The following is a 15,309-nucleotide window of genomic DNA, read 5'->3' on the forward strand; positions in this document are numbered from 1 at the left end:
TCCCACTTTTCACATTTTAGACACAAAAGCAACTGTAAAAAAGCACACTCAACAAAAAGTGCGCATTCCATCATCATCATCATTCAAAACAAATATTCAATCGTCATCTATTAACCTCTGAACCAATCCCAAAAATGAGCGCCTTGGGCGACAATCAAATAGTCGAACCAGCGTGTATAATCCATCGGAAGTTTTTCGGTGTCATCTGTGTAAGTCAAAAATTCTCCAACCCAAATGTAGTTTTCATGTTCATTGACGACCTCGCAAACAATCCATTCCCCATCTCTCCCGGCTCCGACGGGAATGAATTGTTCAGGACACTCCCATATTTCCCGATACTCGATCATTTCATCTACACTAAAAAGTCGGATTCCTCCACCGTATGTCGGGTGAACAAACAGGTCAGCGCCGTTATGGGTCTTCAAGAAGTGAATAATGTCGATTGGGATTATTTGCTTCAATCGCTTAATTTCAACTTCCATCGCAGGCTCACTGAATAGAAAGTGTAACGTGTCTACATATCCCTCTTCATTTTGTATTTCTATCTGATTATTGACGAGTCTACTTTTAAACGTTTCAAGTGCAATCATCAACTCAACCCCACTTTTTGAAATTAACGACATTCGTACCGTATCTTTCATTTTCATTTTTCTAAGTATAGTATATATCGATCTTTCATCGTTCAATAAAAAAAGGTCGTCAGGCACGACTTGATCGCGCTCGATGACCTCGAATCATTTTCAATTCATCATGAAGCAATTTCAATCGTCTGTTTCGTACGTTTGACAGAAACGATGAAGTACAGGATTGCCGTACCGCTCGCCGCCCACCAAACCATGTCATACCATCCGTTCATCAGTCCAGCCATCCCAACCATCGCCGGGACAATCAGCGTCAACCATGATAATACGAGGGCGACACGTGCTGTGATGGTCCCGTTCGGTTTCCCGAGTCCCATTCCAAAGAAGAACAACGCCCAAAGGAATGACCAGAAGAACCACGTCAATGCCCCCATCGGATCACTTTCTGCAATCGCCATTGCGCCATAAAAAGCAGCTGCAATCGAAACGAATAATGAGAACCAGCCAACGCCACGTCCGTCTAAATTCAAAATAAACGTCACCCCTACATATAAATAAGTGAACGCAAATAGATAGATACTCGCAAGACCGAATTGCTCTTCTGGACTCGCCCCAATCAATAACCATGTGGCGATAAACGTTTGTAAGAGTCCCGTAAACAAACTAAAAAATCCTGCGCTCTTGCTATCCACTTTCCCGAGAAGAACGAGACTATTTAAAAACAGTGCGACGCCACCGAATAGTAAACTTACATTACCCACACTCATTACCCCTTTGTACAGATGTCTGACCTTTAATCTACTGTATCACTTTAGCTTGAATTCGCTTTCAGTGCAAGGGGATTTTTAAGTGTTCACGAGAACGCCACGCCTTACTCGTTCTCAAGGGTTTGGATGGCCTCGTCAATTCGCTCTTGTTCCTCATCCGTGAAAGTCGGATACTGTGGATCAATCCGTTCAAGAACTTCAATCATGACTGACGAAATAATTAAACGACTATACCACTCATCATCTGCCGGCAACACATACCAGGGTGAGACTTCCGTTGATGTGTGCGACAACATCTCGGCAAAGATTCCTTGATATTCTTCCCAATGCTGCCGCTCTTCGATGTCACTGAAGGAGAATTCCCAGTTCTTTTTCGGATCCTTTAATCGTTCAAGCAAACGGTCTCGTTGTTTATCTTTAGATACATTGAAAAAGAACTTGATGACTTCGAATCCGTTTTCCTGTAAATAGCGTTCATAATCGTTGATTTGACGATATCGCATCTGCCAGACCTCTTCCTGGTCCATTTCCTCCGGAAGTACTTCGTCCCCCAACAAATCATGGACACGAGGCGCAATGACCTCTTCGTAATGGGATCGGTTTAAAATTCCGACCTGTCCTCTTTCTGGTAACAAATCATGCATTCGCCACAGATAGTCGTGCTTTTTCTCCGTATCGGAAGGTTTTTGAAACGCATTCGTCTTCAGTCCTTGGGCGTTCAAATTTGAAAAGATATAGCTGATCGCCTCATCTTTTCCACCCGCATCAAGCGCCTGCAAGACGACGATAATCCCTTTCTTACTCTCGGCATATAATCGCCAATGTAGTTCTTTCAATCGCTCGACACTGTTCGGAATGAGTTCAGTCGTCAAGGTGTCATCCTCCGGTTTGTCTGAAACAGTCGTTGGAATATCATCTAATTGAATCTTGCTGTTCGGTGACACAATAAATTCCTTCGTGTTCATACTCGTTCTCCTTTTCGCTCGACGTTCAACCTTGATTTACCCAAAAACTGCGTAAGAAAATCCCTTCCGAAAATTTCGGAAGAGATGTTGAGAACTTAGTAGATTCCGACAGCGTCAAATGATTTCGCAGCTGATACCGCTTGCGGACTTGTCGCACCGTAAAGGTCTTTCGCAGATTGTACGACCGCTTGACGAAGGCTTGAGAAGTTAGACGTTGGTGTCAAGTAAACATTGAGGGCACGGTAGTAGATATCCCCCATCGCCATGACTCCCACACCTTGTACCGATACGCCGTAGTGCGATCCACCGTTACCTAAGAGGTATGCCGCTTTGTTGACGATACCTGAGTTGATGTGAACCCCACCATTATCTTGTGTGCCTGTGTAACGTTTTGAGTAGTGATCTGGGTCACCGTATGCAGCCGGGTTCGCCATCGAACGAAGTCCGTCGCCTGCTACACCTGGTGTGTAGATGTCTTCTCCTACCAACCAGTCGAAGTTAGTGCCGACGCTATATTCCGCCACTGTACCTAGGATATCCGATACTGCTTCGTTGATCGCCCCAGACTCGTTTTGATAGATCAGTCCTGCCGTGTATTCCGTGACCGCGTGAGTCAATTCGTGAGCGACTACGTCAAGTGCACCTGAAAGATACGTGAACGTTTGACCGTCTCCGTCTCCGTATACCATCTTACTTCCGTCCCAGAACGCATTGTTGTAGCTACGGCTATAGTGAACCGTTGAGTTCAATGCAGCTCCGGCGTTGTCATAGCTGTTCCGTCCGTAAGTGTTTTTGTAGAAATCATATGTCTTTGTCGCGTTGACGTGTGCAGAGACAGCGGCACGGTCATAAGTCGTGTTCAAGACGTTATCCACGTCAGCCCATAGCGAACCTGGGAGTGTCGTACGGTTTTTCGCATCGTACGTATAGATTCCCTTTCCACGCGTTGAATCTTGGAGATAATAGTAAGATCCGCTCTTCGTTGTCTTGAACGTTTGGCTGTAGCCGAGAACATCGATTCCCGTTCCCGTATATGTCGTACCTGTCACACCTTTCGTCGGCCTTGCATGAGCTAACTGGTCAAATTTATTAAGTACCTCACCCGTTCCAGCATCGATGAAGTATGTCCAACGTGACGGCTCTTCCGCTTCAAGGATTGTTCCGGTCACTTGATATGCATAAACCGACTTCTCACCTTTTGGATAAACAATCAATTCCGCTTCCGGTTCGATCTCGTAGGCCCCTTTATGTCCGACAAGCTTTTTGTAACTCGCGATGGCTTTCTTTTCAGTTAACTTGATCGACTTATGTAGGTTCTTGACCGATTTCGCATCATCCACGACTGTCTTCAATTGACCCGCTTCATCTACGACACCGACTACCACACCACCGAATACTGGCACGCCATCAACTGTCTGTTGGAGCTTAACCACTTTCCCGACTTTGTCTGATTTCGACTCGATCGTCTTGAACTCACCTTTTGATTTGACGTACTCTTTTACAATCGTTGTCGGTGCACTTTCTGATGGTTTCGTCAGAGTGCCTGACTTCAATTCTGCCGCACCGACCAATTGTGGTACGAGCAATACGCCTGCGATTAATGATGTAGAAACAACTTTTTTCATGTGTTTACCTCCTTTGTGATGATTCTTACTTTACACACTTTCCCACAAAGGCTGTATCCATCTTTTTAATTATTTTGATAATTCATAATATTGAGTATTTAGAACCATTCATTCTATTTACGACCTAATTTTATCCAAAAAAAATTCGTGCTCCTTAGGAAAGGAGCACGAATCATTAATACACATCTTTTTGGGTAAAGTGGTAAAACGCATACGCCAAGGCGGCCATCGACCAAATGAGAATGACGAGGAGCGAAAACGGTAACGTCATCCCATCGATTGGGGGAGCCTGTCCTTCCAAATATGTATGAAGACCGAAGTTGACGTTCACCAGGTATTTCGAGCTATCCCAGTTTGAGCCAAGCGATGTCAAGAGTGGCCCTGAGATGAGGACAGCCATCATGATTCCGATTCCAGTCGCCGTATTTTTCACCAAAACAGAAATCATGAGAGAGATTGTCCCGACCGCAGCCACCACGAGCCATGAAAGCCCCATCGACATAAGCAAGTACTCCCACATCGGCAACGTATGCACAAAGTCGGTCGAGAAGGTTCCGGTCGGCGAAGCTTGGAAACCGGTCAAAATCGGAGCATTCCATCCGTCCCAGCCGAGAACGATGCCGGATATGGCGTAACTGACGACGGCGGTCACAAATATTAAGATCGATGTATAAAGGAGCGTCGTCAGCCATTTGGCGAGTAAGATCTTATATCGCCGGACCGGTCGCGATAACAACGTCTTAATCGTTCCATCGTTATGTTCTCCGCTCACGATATCTGCCATCAATACAATAATGAACAGCGGTAGGACAAGCGTAGTCCCTTGGGAGAAGAAGACACGCATAAACGTCGGAGCTCCCGGATAATTCGGATTGATATCATTATCAAGATAATACTGATTCTGTTGGACTTGGAACTCAAGAATCTGCCGAAACTCGTCTTGGACGTTCGCGGAGGCGAGTCGGTTTTGTGTATCGATGATCTCTTGCTGGAGATCGACACGCCAATCAGTCGTTCCTTGTTCTTCGCGTTGTTTCTCGATTTGACGATAGTTCGCATACGTGAACATCGAAACAAGCACGATCAGGATGATGGAGACGACCATCAATCTGCGTTTCCGATGAATCTTGAGCACTTCATTACGAATGAGACCGAGCATCGATGGATTAGGCAATGTGATCACCGCCTGTCAACGTGATAAAGAGGTCCTCTAACGTTTGGACTCGGCGCTCGAGTCCGAACACCTCGACATCTCTTTCCATCAAATATCGATTCAACTTCGCCGTCTCTTCCACGTTCATGGAAATACGAATCGTTCGCTCGTCCACCACGTCCGCTTGGTCGATTCCTTCGTACCCTTGAACGATCGGTAATACTTCGAAGCTATTCGTTACATGTAAGTCGACCGTTGACGCGAGTTCTTCAATCAAAGCATGGACCGTCCCCACCTTGACAATCTTTCCTCGCGACATGATGGCGACTCGGTCCGCTAGTAGTTCAATCTCGGCCAGGATATGACTCGATACGAGAACACTCAGTCCCGTTTCTTCAACGAGTCGACGAATGAAAAGTCGTAAATCTCGAATCCCCATCGGATCGAGCCCGTTCGTCGGCTCATCCAAGATGAGCACCCGTGGATTGTTTAATAGCGCCTGGGCAATCCCGAGTCGCTGTCGCATCCCGAGAGAGTACGTCTTCACTTTATCATCGATTCGAGCGGTCAAATCGACGAGGTCAATGACTTCTTGGATTCGCTTATCATCGACTCCAGGTAACATGCGTGCGAACGCTTCTAAGTTCTCACGTCCGGATAAAAACTTATACAGCTCTGGATTCTCGACGATTGCGCCGATTTGACTCATCGCTTGGACAAATTGTTTGTCGACACGATACCCACAAATCGATACATTTCCTTTCGTCGGTTTGATCAAGCCAACAATCATTCGAATCGTCGTCGTCTTCCCGGCGCCGTTCGGTCCTAAAAATCCGAAGACCTCACCCGGGTAGACGTCTAACGAAATGTTATCGATAATCGTCTTTTTTCCAATCACTTTTGTAAGTTGATGTAGCTTTAACGTCGGTTCCATTGTCTCACCTCTTTCCTTATTCTATCGGACAAAAGTGAATCTGTCCTATTCGAACATTCACATAGGGCACATCCACACATTTTTGATATGATGTTCATATAGAAAGCGAGGTCAGCCCATGAAACAGTCGAAATGGTATGCATTTTTAAGTGGCGCCGTTCTTTTAACGGGAATCGCCTTATATGGTCTATGGATCGGCTATCAGGATATTGTCAATCCGCCGGAGCGAACACTTTCCGTCTCCGAAGACGAACGCCCTGAACCACAAGGAGACGTCTACGTCGCATTAGGCGATTCGTTGACACGCGGTGTCGGGTCAACATCAGGCGCAGGATATGTACAGCCTGTCAGCACTGCTCTTGAAGAAGAAGGCGTACGTACGCAAAACCTTGCCGTGTCTGGGGCACGAACAGAAGATTTACTCACACAACTCGAGCAACCTGAAGTGCGTCGAACGATTGAGAACGCACGATATATCACGTTGACCATCGGTGGAAACGATTTGTTCAACCGTGGGGAAAACGTCGATAACTTCGAATCCGTCGATATTCAACAAGTGGTCACGGATGCGAAGACGAATTTAGAAACGATTTTCACTGAAATTCGTTCACTCAACGATTCGGCAACCATCGTGTATATCGGTCTATACAATCCGTTTCAAAATGATGAGAATGGACAAGCATTCAATCAGCTCATCCTCGATTGGAACGCATCAGCGAAACAATTGGCGAATGCGCAGAATATCGATGTGATCGACCCGTTCGCCTACATCTCTGACTTATCAAGAGATTTAGCGACCGATCAGTTCCACCCGAGTGACCGTACGTATGAGAAATTCGCGAATGATGTACTCTTCGTTCTCGAATAAACAAAATCCTCGTCAGCTTGACGAGGATTTTTTACTTCTCATATCGAACAATCCACTGTTCCCCTTGTTTCATCATGCCCGTCCCGACCCAACCGGCTTGAAGCAACTCAACTTGTCGCCCACGATTTTCCATCGGTACATCTTGCGCAACTGATGTGGGATGCCACGAACGATGCATCTCTTTGTAAAAGATATAGCGGAGTTTCCCGCCATACTTTTCTTTCAACGCCCCGATTCGGAGTCCAAGCGTGAACTTGTCTTTCATGCTTGGAATATTGAACGGTGCGACAGTCGCACAGACGACATCGAAACGGTTATCCGATTCAACTTGTTTCATTAGTAGTTTGCCCAAATGTGTCTGTAGTCCATATCCACGGAAGTCTGGATGGACGTTCGTCACTTCCTGATACAGGACACGTTCAAGCGAATCCTCCGGCCATCCGATATCTCGCCCTAGATGCTCCGCATCAATCGGTGGGATGAGCATCGCTCGGAACGCGATAATCCGACCATCTGATTTTGCCCCAATCAACGTCTGATCCGTCAACAGTTTCGTGAACTCTTCAACCGATAACGATTGATAGTGCTCCGGTTCAGCCAACGCCTGAATGACCGTATCTTGAACGGTTAACAGTTCCGGTAAATCGGACAAGCCTAGGACGCATACATGAAGTGAAAGGTCTTTGATCTCACCTTGCCACATGCGACTCATCTCCAACCACGTAAGATTCCGTCGTCAATTCACGTAACACGTCCTCATCGACGTCAATACCGAGTCCCGGACGATCGTTCAGCGAGATGATTGGTAAATCATATGATAAGTTTCCTACATCTTTCCCGAACCGGAGCGGACCCGTCAACTCGACCGTCTTCACGATTTTACTCGAGAAAGCGACATGGAATCCTGCACTCGATGCAATGGAGGATTCGACCATAGAACCAATCTGGCATTCGATTCCGGACATCTCCGCCATATGGACCAACTTCTTCGCTGGATAGATGCCACCGCACTTCATCAGCTTGATGTTCGCTTTATGGGCTGCCTGCATCATCGTCAAGCGTCTCATATCGTGAATATCTTTCAACCCTTCATCCATCATGAGCGGGACGGAGATTTTTTGTTTCACTTCGAGCATGCCTTCAAAATCATCCGCCTTGACCGGTTGTTCGACCCAATCGATGCCATACGGTTCGAGTAGACGCATGGCTTGAACCGTATTGGCCGCGTTGATCCATCCCTGGTTAACGTCGACTCGAATCGGCACGTCATTTCCTACCGCTTCCCGTACCGCTTTGACACGCGCCACGTCCGTTTGCACATCGACTCCGACCTTCATCTTCACTGCCGTATAACCTCGTTTCATTTGTTCGAGTGCCTCTTGTGCCATATGGTTCGGCTCTCCGATACTCAAGACGTGCGTGACTGGGAATGACTCATGGTACCGACCGCCAATCCATTCGTAGATTGGTTGATTCAGCTTTTTCCCGATCACATCATGACACGCGATGTCAAGTGCTGCTTTGGCAGCCGGAACACCACGAATCGCACGGTCCATCTCGTCATGAATATGCTCTAGGTGCATCGGATTTTTTCCGATTAAGAGCGGAGCCAATAGATGACGGAGTACACTGACCGTGCTCTCAGCGGACTCACCCGTCACATGCTCATCCGCCACGGCTTCTCCATAACCGACAAGTCCACATGCGGTTGTCATTTTGACGATGACAGAAGGCATATCATCATAACGGTGATAACTGACGATGAATGGTACCTTTAATGGAAAGCGAACCGAGAAAATTTCTATTTTTTGAATATTCATGTTCATCACTCCTTTACTTCAACTGTCCTTTCCTCTATATTGTCGTTATATAGTCGCTAAATTGCAAGGGGGATTTTACATGTCCATCCATATCGCCGTTGTCGGCTCACCATCGTTTTTACAACAGGTACAAAACGGTTCTTCCTTACCCGATGTTCGAATCGAGGGATTTCCTTATGATGACCCGCGAGAAGCGAAAGACATCGCTACAAAACTCCTATTTTTTGACGGAGTGTTCTTCTCCGGTTCATTCCCTTATACGTATGCGATGGAGGAAGCGAACCTTCCATTTGCCCATCACGTCGTTCAAGATGATGTCGTGTTATTGACGTCACTTTTATACGTGACATTGACACAACAGCTCCGAATCAAAGAGCTCTCCATCGATCTCGTTGATGCGTCACGACTTGAATCAATTTTAGCATCGTTTCCAAGCCACATGTCGCCACCGCAAGTGAAAGAACTTAGTCCGTATATGAATTTCGAAGAGTTGATTTCGTTTCATGAGCAACTTCAACGAACTGGGACGACTCGATTCGCCTTGACAAGTGTCGAACGAGTCCATCGACACTTAGTGGAAAATGGTTTTGCTAGTCAGCTCATGATTGAGCCAGAAGAGAGAATTTTCCACCACTTCCATGATTTTATTCAACAGATTCGATTGAACAAATCAGACCAGTCACAACTCGCCGTGCTCTTCTACTCGGATGCCAGTGAAGATACGCTCAACCATGTGACAACACATCATTATTTCGGTGGTAAATTGATGGAGACCACTCAAGACGGTATCGTCCTATTATCGAGTAAAGGAAAGATTGACTCCGCCATGTCAAACGGTTCCATCTTGTCAGAGAACATTTCTGGTCATGTAGGGATCGGGTATGGGTCCGATTATCAACGCGCCGTTGAGCATGCCGAACTTGCCCTTCATACGACAAACAATGCCGCTATACGCATCGTCGACGATTCAAAACGAATGACGTTCACCGACCAACCGGCACCGATTCATTTCCGCGTCACGCAAACGCGTGTCTATGACATGATGAAACAGACGGGTATGAGTCCGACCAATATCGAAAAGCTCATTCATTTTTCAATGGACCATCTCGAGTTTACAGCGAAAGAGTTGACCGACCATTTGAATGTGACACGTCGCACGACAGAGCGACTCATCAAAAAATTGGTTGATGCAAAACTCGTTCATCCGATTGGCGAAGAGATGAGCTACAGCCAAGGTCGTCCGCGCACCGTCTATAAATTTCAATTCCCGGTCGATTGACGACCGGGAATCGTTTTATTGAGCCGCTTGTTCCGCGACAGGTTCTTCCTGTTGAATGACCGCGATGCGCTCAATCGTATATCCCGTGAAGGCATATACAATCGAAATGACCGGTACAATGAAGTTCAAGACGGCATACGGTGCATATTCGAATGCTCCGACCCCGAGTGTGCCGAGGATGAATACCCCACACGTGTTCCACGGGATAAACACGGAAGTCAACGTTCCTCCATCCTCGAGGGCACGAGATAAGTTTTTCGACTGTAATCCCATTTTTTCATACGCTCCAGCAAACATGCGTGACGGGACGACGATTGAGATGTACTGCTCCGAGCACGTCGCATTCGTCGCAACTCCCGCTAAAATCGTTGAAGCGATCAATGAACCTGCCGTTTTCGCCAACTTCAAAATTTGGTTCATAATGGATTGTAGCATCCCCGAATATTCTAAAATCCCACCGAACGTCATCGCGACGATGGTCATCGAGACCGTGTACATCATCGCATCAAGACCACCTCTACTGAAGAGGTTATCGACCAGTTCATTACCCGTATCAATGACATAGCCACTTTGAAGAGCGCCTACGCTGTCTGCAAGCGTTCCGCCTTGAATGAACACTTGAGCCAAGAAACCTAGGGCAATCCCGACGACGAGTGCTGGAATCGCCGGCACCTTCTTTGCGACGAGCAAAATGACGGCGAGTGGAACGAGGAGTAACCATGGTGAGATGACAAAACTGTCCTCTAAAATCGTCAATGTCTGTGTGATTTCAGACGAGTCTGTCGAAGAATCTGCAAATCGTCTACCGAGCCATGCGTATACCCCGAGTGCAATGATGAGTCCTGGAATTGTCGTATAGAGCATGTGTCGAATATGTACGAATAAATTCGTATGAGTTAATCCTGCCGCCAAGTTTGTCGTGTCTGACAAAGGCGACATCTTATCCCCGAAGTAAGCTCCTGAGATGACCGCCCCCGCTACCATCGGCGCCGGTATCCCCATACTCAGCCCGATGCCCATCCCCGCTACTCCAATCGTCCCCATCGTCGACCATGAACTCCCGATTGAGAGCGCGACGACCGCACAGATGAGACAAATCGTTAACAAAAAGTATGCCGGTGAGATGATCTTCAGTCCGAAATAGATCATCGTGGCAACAATTCCTCCACCGATCCATGCCCCAATCGTCAACCCGACCAAAATGATGATGACGACTGCCGGTAAGGCGAGACGAATCCCTTTATACATCATCTCTTCAATCTCTTTCCACTTGAACCCGTGACGCCAGGCGACGATTGAAGCGACTGCCGTTCCGACGATGAGCGGGATGTGTGGTCCTTGACCGAGCTTAACGATCGAGATGAGCATGACGACGATCATCACCCCGAGTGGCAAGAGCGCCCACCCTAACTTCATGTCTTGCTTATTCCCCGTTGTTTTCATCTAACTTCCTCCCCTATAGCGAAAATTCAGAATTGTCGTTATATTGTCGCTAATAACGTTATGATAGCGCTTACAAGGAGTGGATGCAATAAAAAAATGAGTGGACAGACATCTGTCTATCCCACCCATCTTGATTTATGTTGCTGCAATCCGGAGCGCATCCGCGAGCAGGCGTGCCCCATCTTCTAACGCGTCACGGTCAAACGTCATATGCGGATGATGAAGACCTGGACCTAAATCAGCGCCGATGCCAATCATCGTTGCATCAAGTGACGGTTTCTCGACGGTATAAAAATGAAAATCATCGCTACCTGACGTGACGATCCGTTCAACGAGAGCCGACTCACCGAAGCGTTTCTCAATCGCTCGCTTGGCGATTTGGCTAGACTCTTCCCCAACGACGGCTCCCGGTGTAAAGTCTTGCCACTCCCATTCAAGTTTCACACGATGAAGCTGGCCGACCTGGAGTAACATGTCTTCGACACGATTGCGCAGTTCGAGCAATTCTTCATTTTGTTGGGCACGGACGTCAATCGAGAACGTCGCATTTCCTGGAATGATGTTCATGTTGTCACTCCCGGCGTGTACCTTCGTCAACTTGACAGAGTGCGGCTCAAACGGTGACAAGTAAATGCTTTTAAGCATGTGTTGAATCGTGAAGATGACATCGAGTGCGTTTTGTCCTTGATGTGGTCTCGCACCATGCGCATCATCCCCAATGACCTCTCCCTTTAAGAAGAAGGCAGCACCATGTTGAATCGCCGCCGCATATTGTCCCCTTTTCAACTCTTCTTGTGGACGTAAATGGATTCCGAATAGTTGCGTCACGTCCTCTAACGCCCCTCGTTCGATCATGGCGAGCGAACCATTCCCTTGCTCTTCGGCAGGTTGGAAGATGAAACGGATTCGCTTTTGTAACGTTTCGTCTTTCAACTGTTCGAGCGCACCGAGTACCATGCTGATGTTCGCGTCGTGCCCACATGAATGGTTCGCTCGAAACGTACCGTCCACTTGTTGCCATAACGCGTCGATATCGGCGCGGACCGCAATCACTTCTTCTCCCGATCCAATCTCCGCGATTACTCCGGTCACGTCCTCAAACGTTCGATGGGGAATCGACCAGTCTGATAAGATGGATGCGATTGTTCGAGTCGTCTCGACTTCTTTCCAACTGATTTCTGGATGAGCATGGAAATGCTCAAACCACTTGAGTACGCTTGTCATATGTATCTCCACACCTTTATATTTTTTTGACACCTTTGATCAAAACCCATTGAAGCGGGAGTCGTCCCCATGTAATCCATTTCGGAATGACCTTCCCACCGATTCTAGATGGCTTGACGGCCATGTTGATATTTGCCGGGAAGACGGCGATAAAGAATGCCGGTAGCGTCCGTTTCACGAACGATGTTCCCTTGTTGAGTAAGAGCATCGCCCCGAACACGACTTCAACGACTCCGCTTAGTTGCACCATCAGTCGGCGGAACGGCCAAGATTTCGGAATAATCGACATGAACGCCTTCTCTCTTACAAAATGTAAAATTCCTGCCCCGAATAGTAACACCCCATATAAATTTCGTACCATAACTCATCCTCCTTTTGTATAAGCATAGCAAAAAAGGCGGGCATATTGCCCACCTTTTACAATGCAGAACCGTTCGCATTTTGAATCTCGACTTGAACCGTCTCCGTTTTTCCGTCCCGGATATATTCAATGTCGACCGTTCCGTCCGTATCGCGAATCAATTCACTACGGAGGTCGATGAACGAGCTGACGTCTTTGTCATTGATTTTCACGATGACGTCACGTGCCTTAAGACCCGCTTTCGCAGCTGAACTATTTTGTTGCACTTCCACGATGATTGTTCCCGCCGTCACCGATTCAGGCAAGTTGATTTGTTCCGTCAAGTAACCTTGAGGGAACTCTGATACGTCACGAAGTGAGACGCCGAGTGACGGATGATTCACTTCTCCCGTCTGTTCGATTTGATTGATGAGCGGAAGGGCGATGTCGACTGGGATTGAGAATCCGACTCCCTCGACTTCTGCTGTCGCAATTTTCATCGAGTTGATTCCGACGAGTTGTCCTTCTTCGTTGATTAACGCACCACCTGAGTTACCTGGGTTGATGGCCGCATCCGTTTGAATGACCTCGGCATTGAAGTCGGCCTGTCCGTTCTCATCCGTATCGACGGGTACGAGGCGTGACGTCGATGAGACGACACCGCGTGTCACGGAGTTCTCGAATTGTCCAAGCGGATTCCCGATGGCGATGACCGTTTGACCCGGTTTCAACTCGCTCGATTTGCCGATTGAGATGACGGCCGGTACTTTGTCAGCGTCCACTTTCAAGACGGCCAAGTCATACGTCGCGTCACTTCCCATGAGTGTCGCTTCCGCAGTCGTTCCGTCATTAAAGGTGACCGTCAGCTTGTCCGCTCCGTTGACAACGTGATGGTTCGTCGCGATAAATGCCGAGTCACCTTCTTTTTTATAGATGACACCTGATCCGACTCCAGCCTCGACCGCCTCACTCGAGAATCCGCTTTGGGCGAAGTTGTTTACAGTCACGACGGCCGGTTGAGCGGTCGCGACGGCATTTGTGACCGAAGAATCGGATACGTTCGATGACGTTTGGACCGGAGTCCCTTGCGAGGTCACGTTTGTGTCACTCACACTCGTCGCGGGTTGGTCGATGAACGGATATGCGATTGCGCCCGTCAACAACGCTCCGATGACTCCACCGACAAGTCCCGGGAACATACTGCTGACGAATGACGGTTTTGATTGTGTTCGTACTTTTGTCTCTTTTCGGTTGGATGAACCGAGTTCTGTATCTAACCAATCTTTTTGTTGCTCTGATTCATGTAATTGATCGTGTTCATTTGATTGATCGTGACGATCCATAATGATTCATCTCCTCTGTGTTATCTTCTACCCTTACTATAACGAAGAGGAACACTCATTTATAAAATAATAAATGAATTACAAGATTCTTCACATTTTACGTCATTTCATTCAGACAATCACATTTCTTAATGTACCGAGACCTTCAATCGTCACTTCGACCGTGTCTCCCGTTTGTAGATACGTCGGTGGCGTCATCCCGTGCCCAACTCCGGCTGGTGTACCTGTCGCGATGATGTCACCCGCTTCGAGCGTCATGCCTTTCGACAGTGTACGAATGAGTTCATCAATCGGACGAATCATATCGGCTGTCGTCCCATCTTGACGCGTCTCCCCATTGACACTTGTTTTGATTTGGAGAGGGAACTGGAGCTCGTCCGCTGTGACGACGAACGGTCCCATCGGACAAAACGTATCGAACGACTTGCCACGGAAGAATTGGACATGTTCTTTTTGCACGTCTCGAGCCGTCACATCGTTTAGAATGGTGTAACCGAAAATGTGCTCCTCGACCGCTTCGATGTCTCGTCCAGACTTGCCGATGATGACGGCGAGCTCACCTTCATAGTCAAGTTTTTCCGTCAATTCAGGATGACGCTCAATGACCGCTTCCGGACCGACGACCGAGGTCGGTGCTTTCGTGAAGACGACGAGTTTCCCTGCTCCTGCTGTATCCATCTCTTTCACGTGTTCTTCGTAGTTTTTGCCGATACAAATCACGTTTTTCAATGGATGGTACGGGGCGAGTAGTTTCACATCCGTCATTCGGTATGAGGGCGCCACGTCCAAATCGATATCTGGTTCGAACTCACGCGCGATCACTTCTAATAAATTTGTCGTATGTACTTGATTGCTGACATCGTAGACGAAATCGCCTTTGACAATCCCCACTCGTTGCTCTTCCTGCATCTCAAAACTACACCATTTCATTAAAACTCCCCCTTTTTCATCATTATACAAAAAATCG

The 15,309-nt window shown here is 47.5% G+C and carries 15 protein-coding genes; 2 read left to right on the plus strand and 13 right to left on the minus strand.

Annotated features, from left to right (window positions below; all coding sequences use genetic code 11):
- Positions 1–110: 110 nt before the first annotated feature.
- The 6 genes from KNO61_RS04495 to KNO61_RS04520 all read right to left on the minus strand — a co-directional run bounded on the left by KNO61_RS04495 (position 111) and on the right by KNO61_RS04520 (position 6,025).
- Complete coding sequence (locus tag KNO61_RS04495) at positions 111–590, minus strand: SMI1/KNR4 family protein (protein ID WP_214757069.1); 480 nt, start codon at positions 588–590, stop codon at positions 111–113.
- 158 nt (positions 591–748) lie between these two features.
- Entirely contained in the window at positions 749–1,348 is a 600-nt protein-coding gene (locus KNO61_RS04500) for an AmiS/UreI family transporter (protein ID WP_251028250.1), read from the minus strand.
- 104 nt (positions 1,349–1,452) lie between these two features.
- A complete protein-coding gene (locus KNO61_RS04505) occupies positions 1,453–2,313 on the minus strand; it encodes a PPK2 family polyphosphate kinase (protein ID WP_078146815.1) in 861 nt (286 codons plus the stop codon).
- 95 nt (positions 2,314–2,408) lie between these two features.
- On the minus strand, positions 2,409–3,938 hold the full coding sequence (locus tag KNO61_RS04510) for a M4 family metallopeptidase (protein ID WP_214872680.1): 1,530 nt from the start codon (positions 3,936–3,938) through the stop codon (positions 2,409–2,411).
- Between the two features lie 175 nt (positions 3,939–4,113).
- Positions 4,114–5,112 (minus strand): ABC transporter permease, encoded by a 999-nt coding sequence (locus KNO61_RS04515; RefSeq protein WP_078146813.1) that lies wholly within the window; start codon positions 5,110–5,112, stop codon positions 4,114–4,116.
- Positions 5,105–6,025, minus strand: coding sequence for an ABC transporter ATP-binding protein (locus KNO61_RS04520; protein WP_078146812.1), 921 nt, complete (start codon positions 6,023–6,025; stop codon positions 5,105–5,107). The genes KNO61_RS04515 and KNO61_RS04520 overlap by 8 nt, the downstream gene beginning before the upstream one ends.
- Positions 6,026–6,143: 118 nt before the next feature.
- Here KNO61_RS04520 and KNO61_RS04525 point away from each other — a divergent pair, with 118 nt between their 5' ends.
- Complete coding sequence (locus KNO61_RS04525; protein WP_078146811.1) at positions 6,144–6,893, plus strand: GDSL-type esterase/lipase family protein; 750 nt, start codon at positions 6,144–6,146, stop codon at positions 6,891–6,893.
- A 31-nt stretch (positions 6,894–6,924) separates the two neighbouring features.
- Here the strand turns inward: KNO61_RS04525 and KNO61_RS04530 are convergent, their stop codons facing one another.
- Both KNO61_RS04530 and KNO61_RS04535 read right to left on the minus strand, forming a co-directional pair.
- Complete coding sequence (locus KNO61_RS04530) at positions 6,925–7,596, minus strand: hypothetical protein (RefSeq protein WP_078146810.1); 672 nt, start codon at positions 7,594–7,596, stop codon at positions 6,925–6,927.
- Complete coding sequence (locus KNO61_RS04535; RefSeq protein ID WP_078146809.1) at positions 7,583–8,713, minus strand: mandelate racemase/muconate lactonizing enzyme family protein; 1,131 nt, start codon at positions 8,711–8,713, stop codon at positions 7,583–7,585. Before KNO61_RS04535 ends, KNO61_RS04530 begins: the two co-directional genes overlap by 14 nt.
- A gap of 79 nt (positions 8,714–8,792) precedes the next feature.
- On the opposite strand from KNO61_RS04535, the gene KNO61_RS04540 reads away from it, so the two are divergent.
- On the plus strand, positions 8,793–9,992 hold the full coding sequence (locus KNO61_RS04540; protein ID WP_214757072.1) for a hypothetical protein: 1,200 nt from the start codon (positions 8,793–8,795) through the stop codon (positions 9,990–9,992).
- A 15-nt stretch (positions 9,993–10,007) separates the two neighbouring features.
- Here KNO61_RS04540 and nhaC read toward each other — a convergent pair whose 3' ends face one another.
- The 5 genes from nhaC to KNO61_RS04565 all read right to left on the minus strand — a co-directional run bounded on the left by nhaC (position 10,008) and on the right by KNO61_RS04565 (position 15,272).
- The gene (gene nhaC / locus KNO61_RS04545) at positions 10,008–11,408 is read right to left on the minus strand and encodes a Na+/H+ antiporter NhaC (RefSeq protein ID WP_371816102.1); all 1,401 of its coding nucleotides are present in this window, start codon (positions 11,406–11,408) and stop codon (positions 10,008–10,010) included.
- 162 nt (positions 11,409–11,570) lie between these two features.
- Positions 11,571–12,659, minus strand: coding sequence for an amidohydrolase (locus KNO61_RS04550; RefSeq protein ID WP_078146806.1), 1,089 nt, complete (start codon positions 12,657–12,659; stop codon positions 11,571–11,573).
- Between the two features lie 16 nt (positions 12,660–12,675).
- On the minus strand, positions 12,676–13,020 hold the full coding sequence (locus KNO61_RS04555; RefSeq protein WP_078146805.1) for a DoxX family protein: 345 nt from the start codon (positions 13,018–13,020) through the stop codon (positions 12,676–12,678).
- A 56-nt stretch (positions 13,021–13,076) separates the two neighbouring features.
- Positions 13,077–14,342 (minus strand): S1C family serine protease, encoded by a 1,266-nt coding sequence (locus KNO61_RS04560; protein ID WP_214731370.1) that lies wholly within the window; start codon positions 14,340–14,342, stop codon positions 13,077–13,079.
- Between the two features lie 111 nt (positions 14,343–14,453).
- Complete coding sequence (locus tag KNO61_RS04565) at positions 14,454–15,272, minus strand: fumarylacetoacetate hydrolase family protein (RefSeq protein ID WP_214872681.1); 819 nt, start codon at positions 15,270–15,272, stop codon at positions 14,454–14,456.
- Between the last annotated feature and the right edge of the window lie 37 nt (positions 15,273–15,309).

This window comes from Exiguobacterium sp. s140, assembly GCF_018617035.1.
GTDB lineage: Bacteria > Bacillota > Bacilli > Exiguobacteriales > Exiguobacteriaceae > Exiguobacterium > Exiguobacterium profundum.

Excerpts from the sequence above, each read along its gene's own strand:
- KNO61_RS04530 (WP_078146810.1), bottom strand. The coding sequence starts at position 7,596 with ATGTGGCAAGGTGAGATCAAAGACCTTTCACTTCATGTATGCGTCCTA.
- KNO61_RS04535 (WP_078146809.1), bottom strand. The coding sequence starts at position 8,713 with ATGAATATTCAAAAAATAGAAATTTTCTCGGTTCGCTTTCCATTAAAG.
- KNO61_RS04565 (WP_214872681.1), bottom strand. The coding sequence starts at position 15,272 with ATGAAATGGTGTAGTTTTGAGATGCAGGAAGAGCAACGAGTGGGGATT.
- KNO61_RS04500 (WP_251028250.1), bottom strand. The coding sequence starts at position 1,348 with ATGAGTGTGGGTAATGTAAGTTTACTATTCGGTGGCGTCGCACTGTTT.
- KNO61_RS04495 (WP_214757069.1), bottom strand. The coding sequence starts at position 590 with ATGATTGCACTTGAAACGTTTAAAAGTAGACTCGTCAATAATCAGATA.
- KNO61_RS04560 (WP_214731370.1), bottom strand. The coding sequence starts at position 14,342 with ATGGATCGTCACGATCAATCAAATGAACACGATCAATTACATGAATCA.
- KNO61_RS04550 (WP_078146806.1), bottom strand. The coding sequence starts at position 12,659 with ATGACAAGCGTACTCAAGTGGTTTGAGCATTTCCATGCTCATCCAGAA.
- KNO61_RS04555 (WP_078146805.1), bottom strand. The coding sequence starts at position 13,020 with ATGGTACGAAATTTATATGGGGTGTTACTATTCGGGGCAGGAATTTTA.
- KNO61_RS04540 (WP_214757072.1), top strand. The coding sequence starts at position 8,793 with ATGTCCATCCATATCGCCGTTGTCGGCTCACCATCGTTTTTACAACAG.
- KNO61_RS04510 (WP_214872680.1), bottom strand. The coding sequence starts at position 3,938 with ATGAAAAAAGTTGTTTCTACATCATTAATCGCAGGCGTATTGCTCGTA.
- KNO61_RS04505 (WP_078146815.1), bottom strand. The coding sequence starts at position 2,313 with ATGAACACGAAGGAATTTATTGTGTCACCGAACAGCAAGATTCAATTA.
- KNO61_RS04525 (WP_078146811.1), top strand. The coding sequence starts at position 6,144 with ATGAAACAGTCGAAATGGTATGCATTTTTAAGTGGCGCCGTTCTTTTA.
- KNO61_RS04520 (WP_078146812.1), bottom strand. The coding sequence starts at position 6,025 with ATGGAACCGACGTTAAAGCTACATCAACTTACAAAAGTGATTGGAAAA.
- nhaC (WP_371816102.1), bottom strand. The coding sequence starts at position 11,408 with ATGAAGTTAGGGTGGGCGCTCTTGCCACTCGGGGTGATGATCGTCGTC.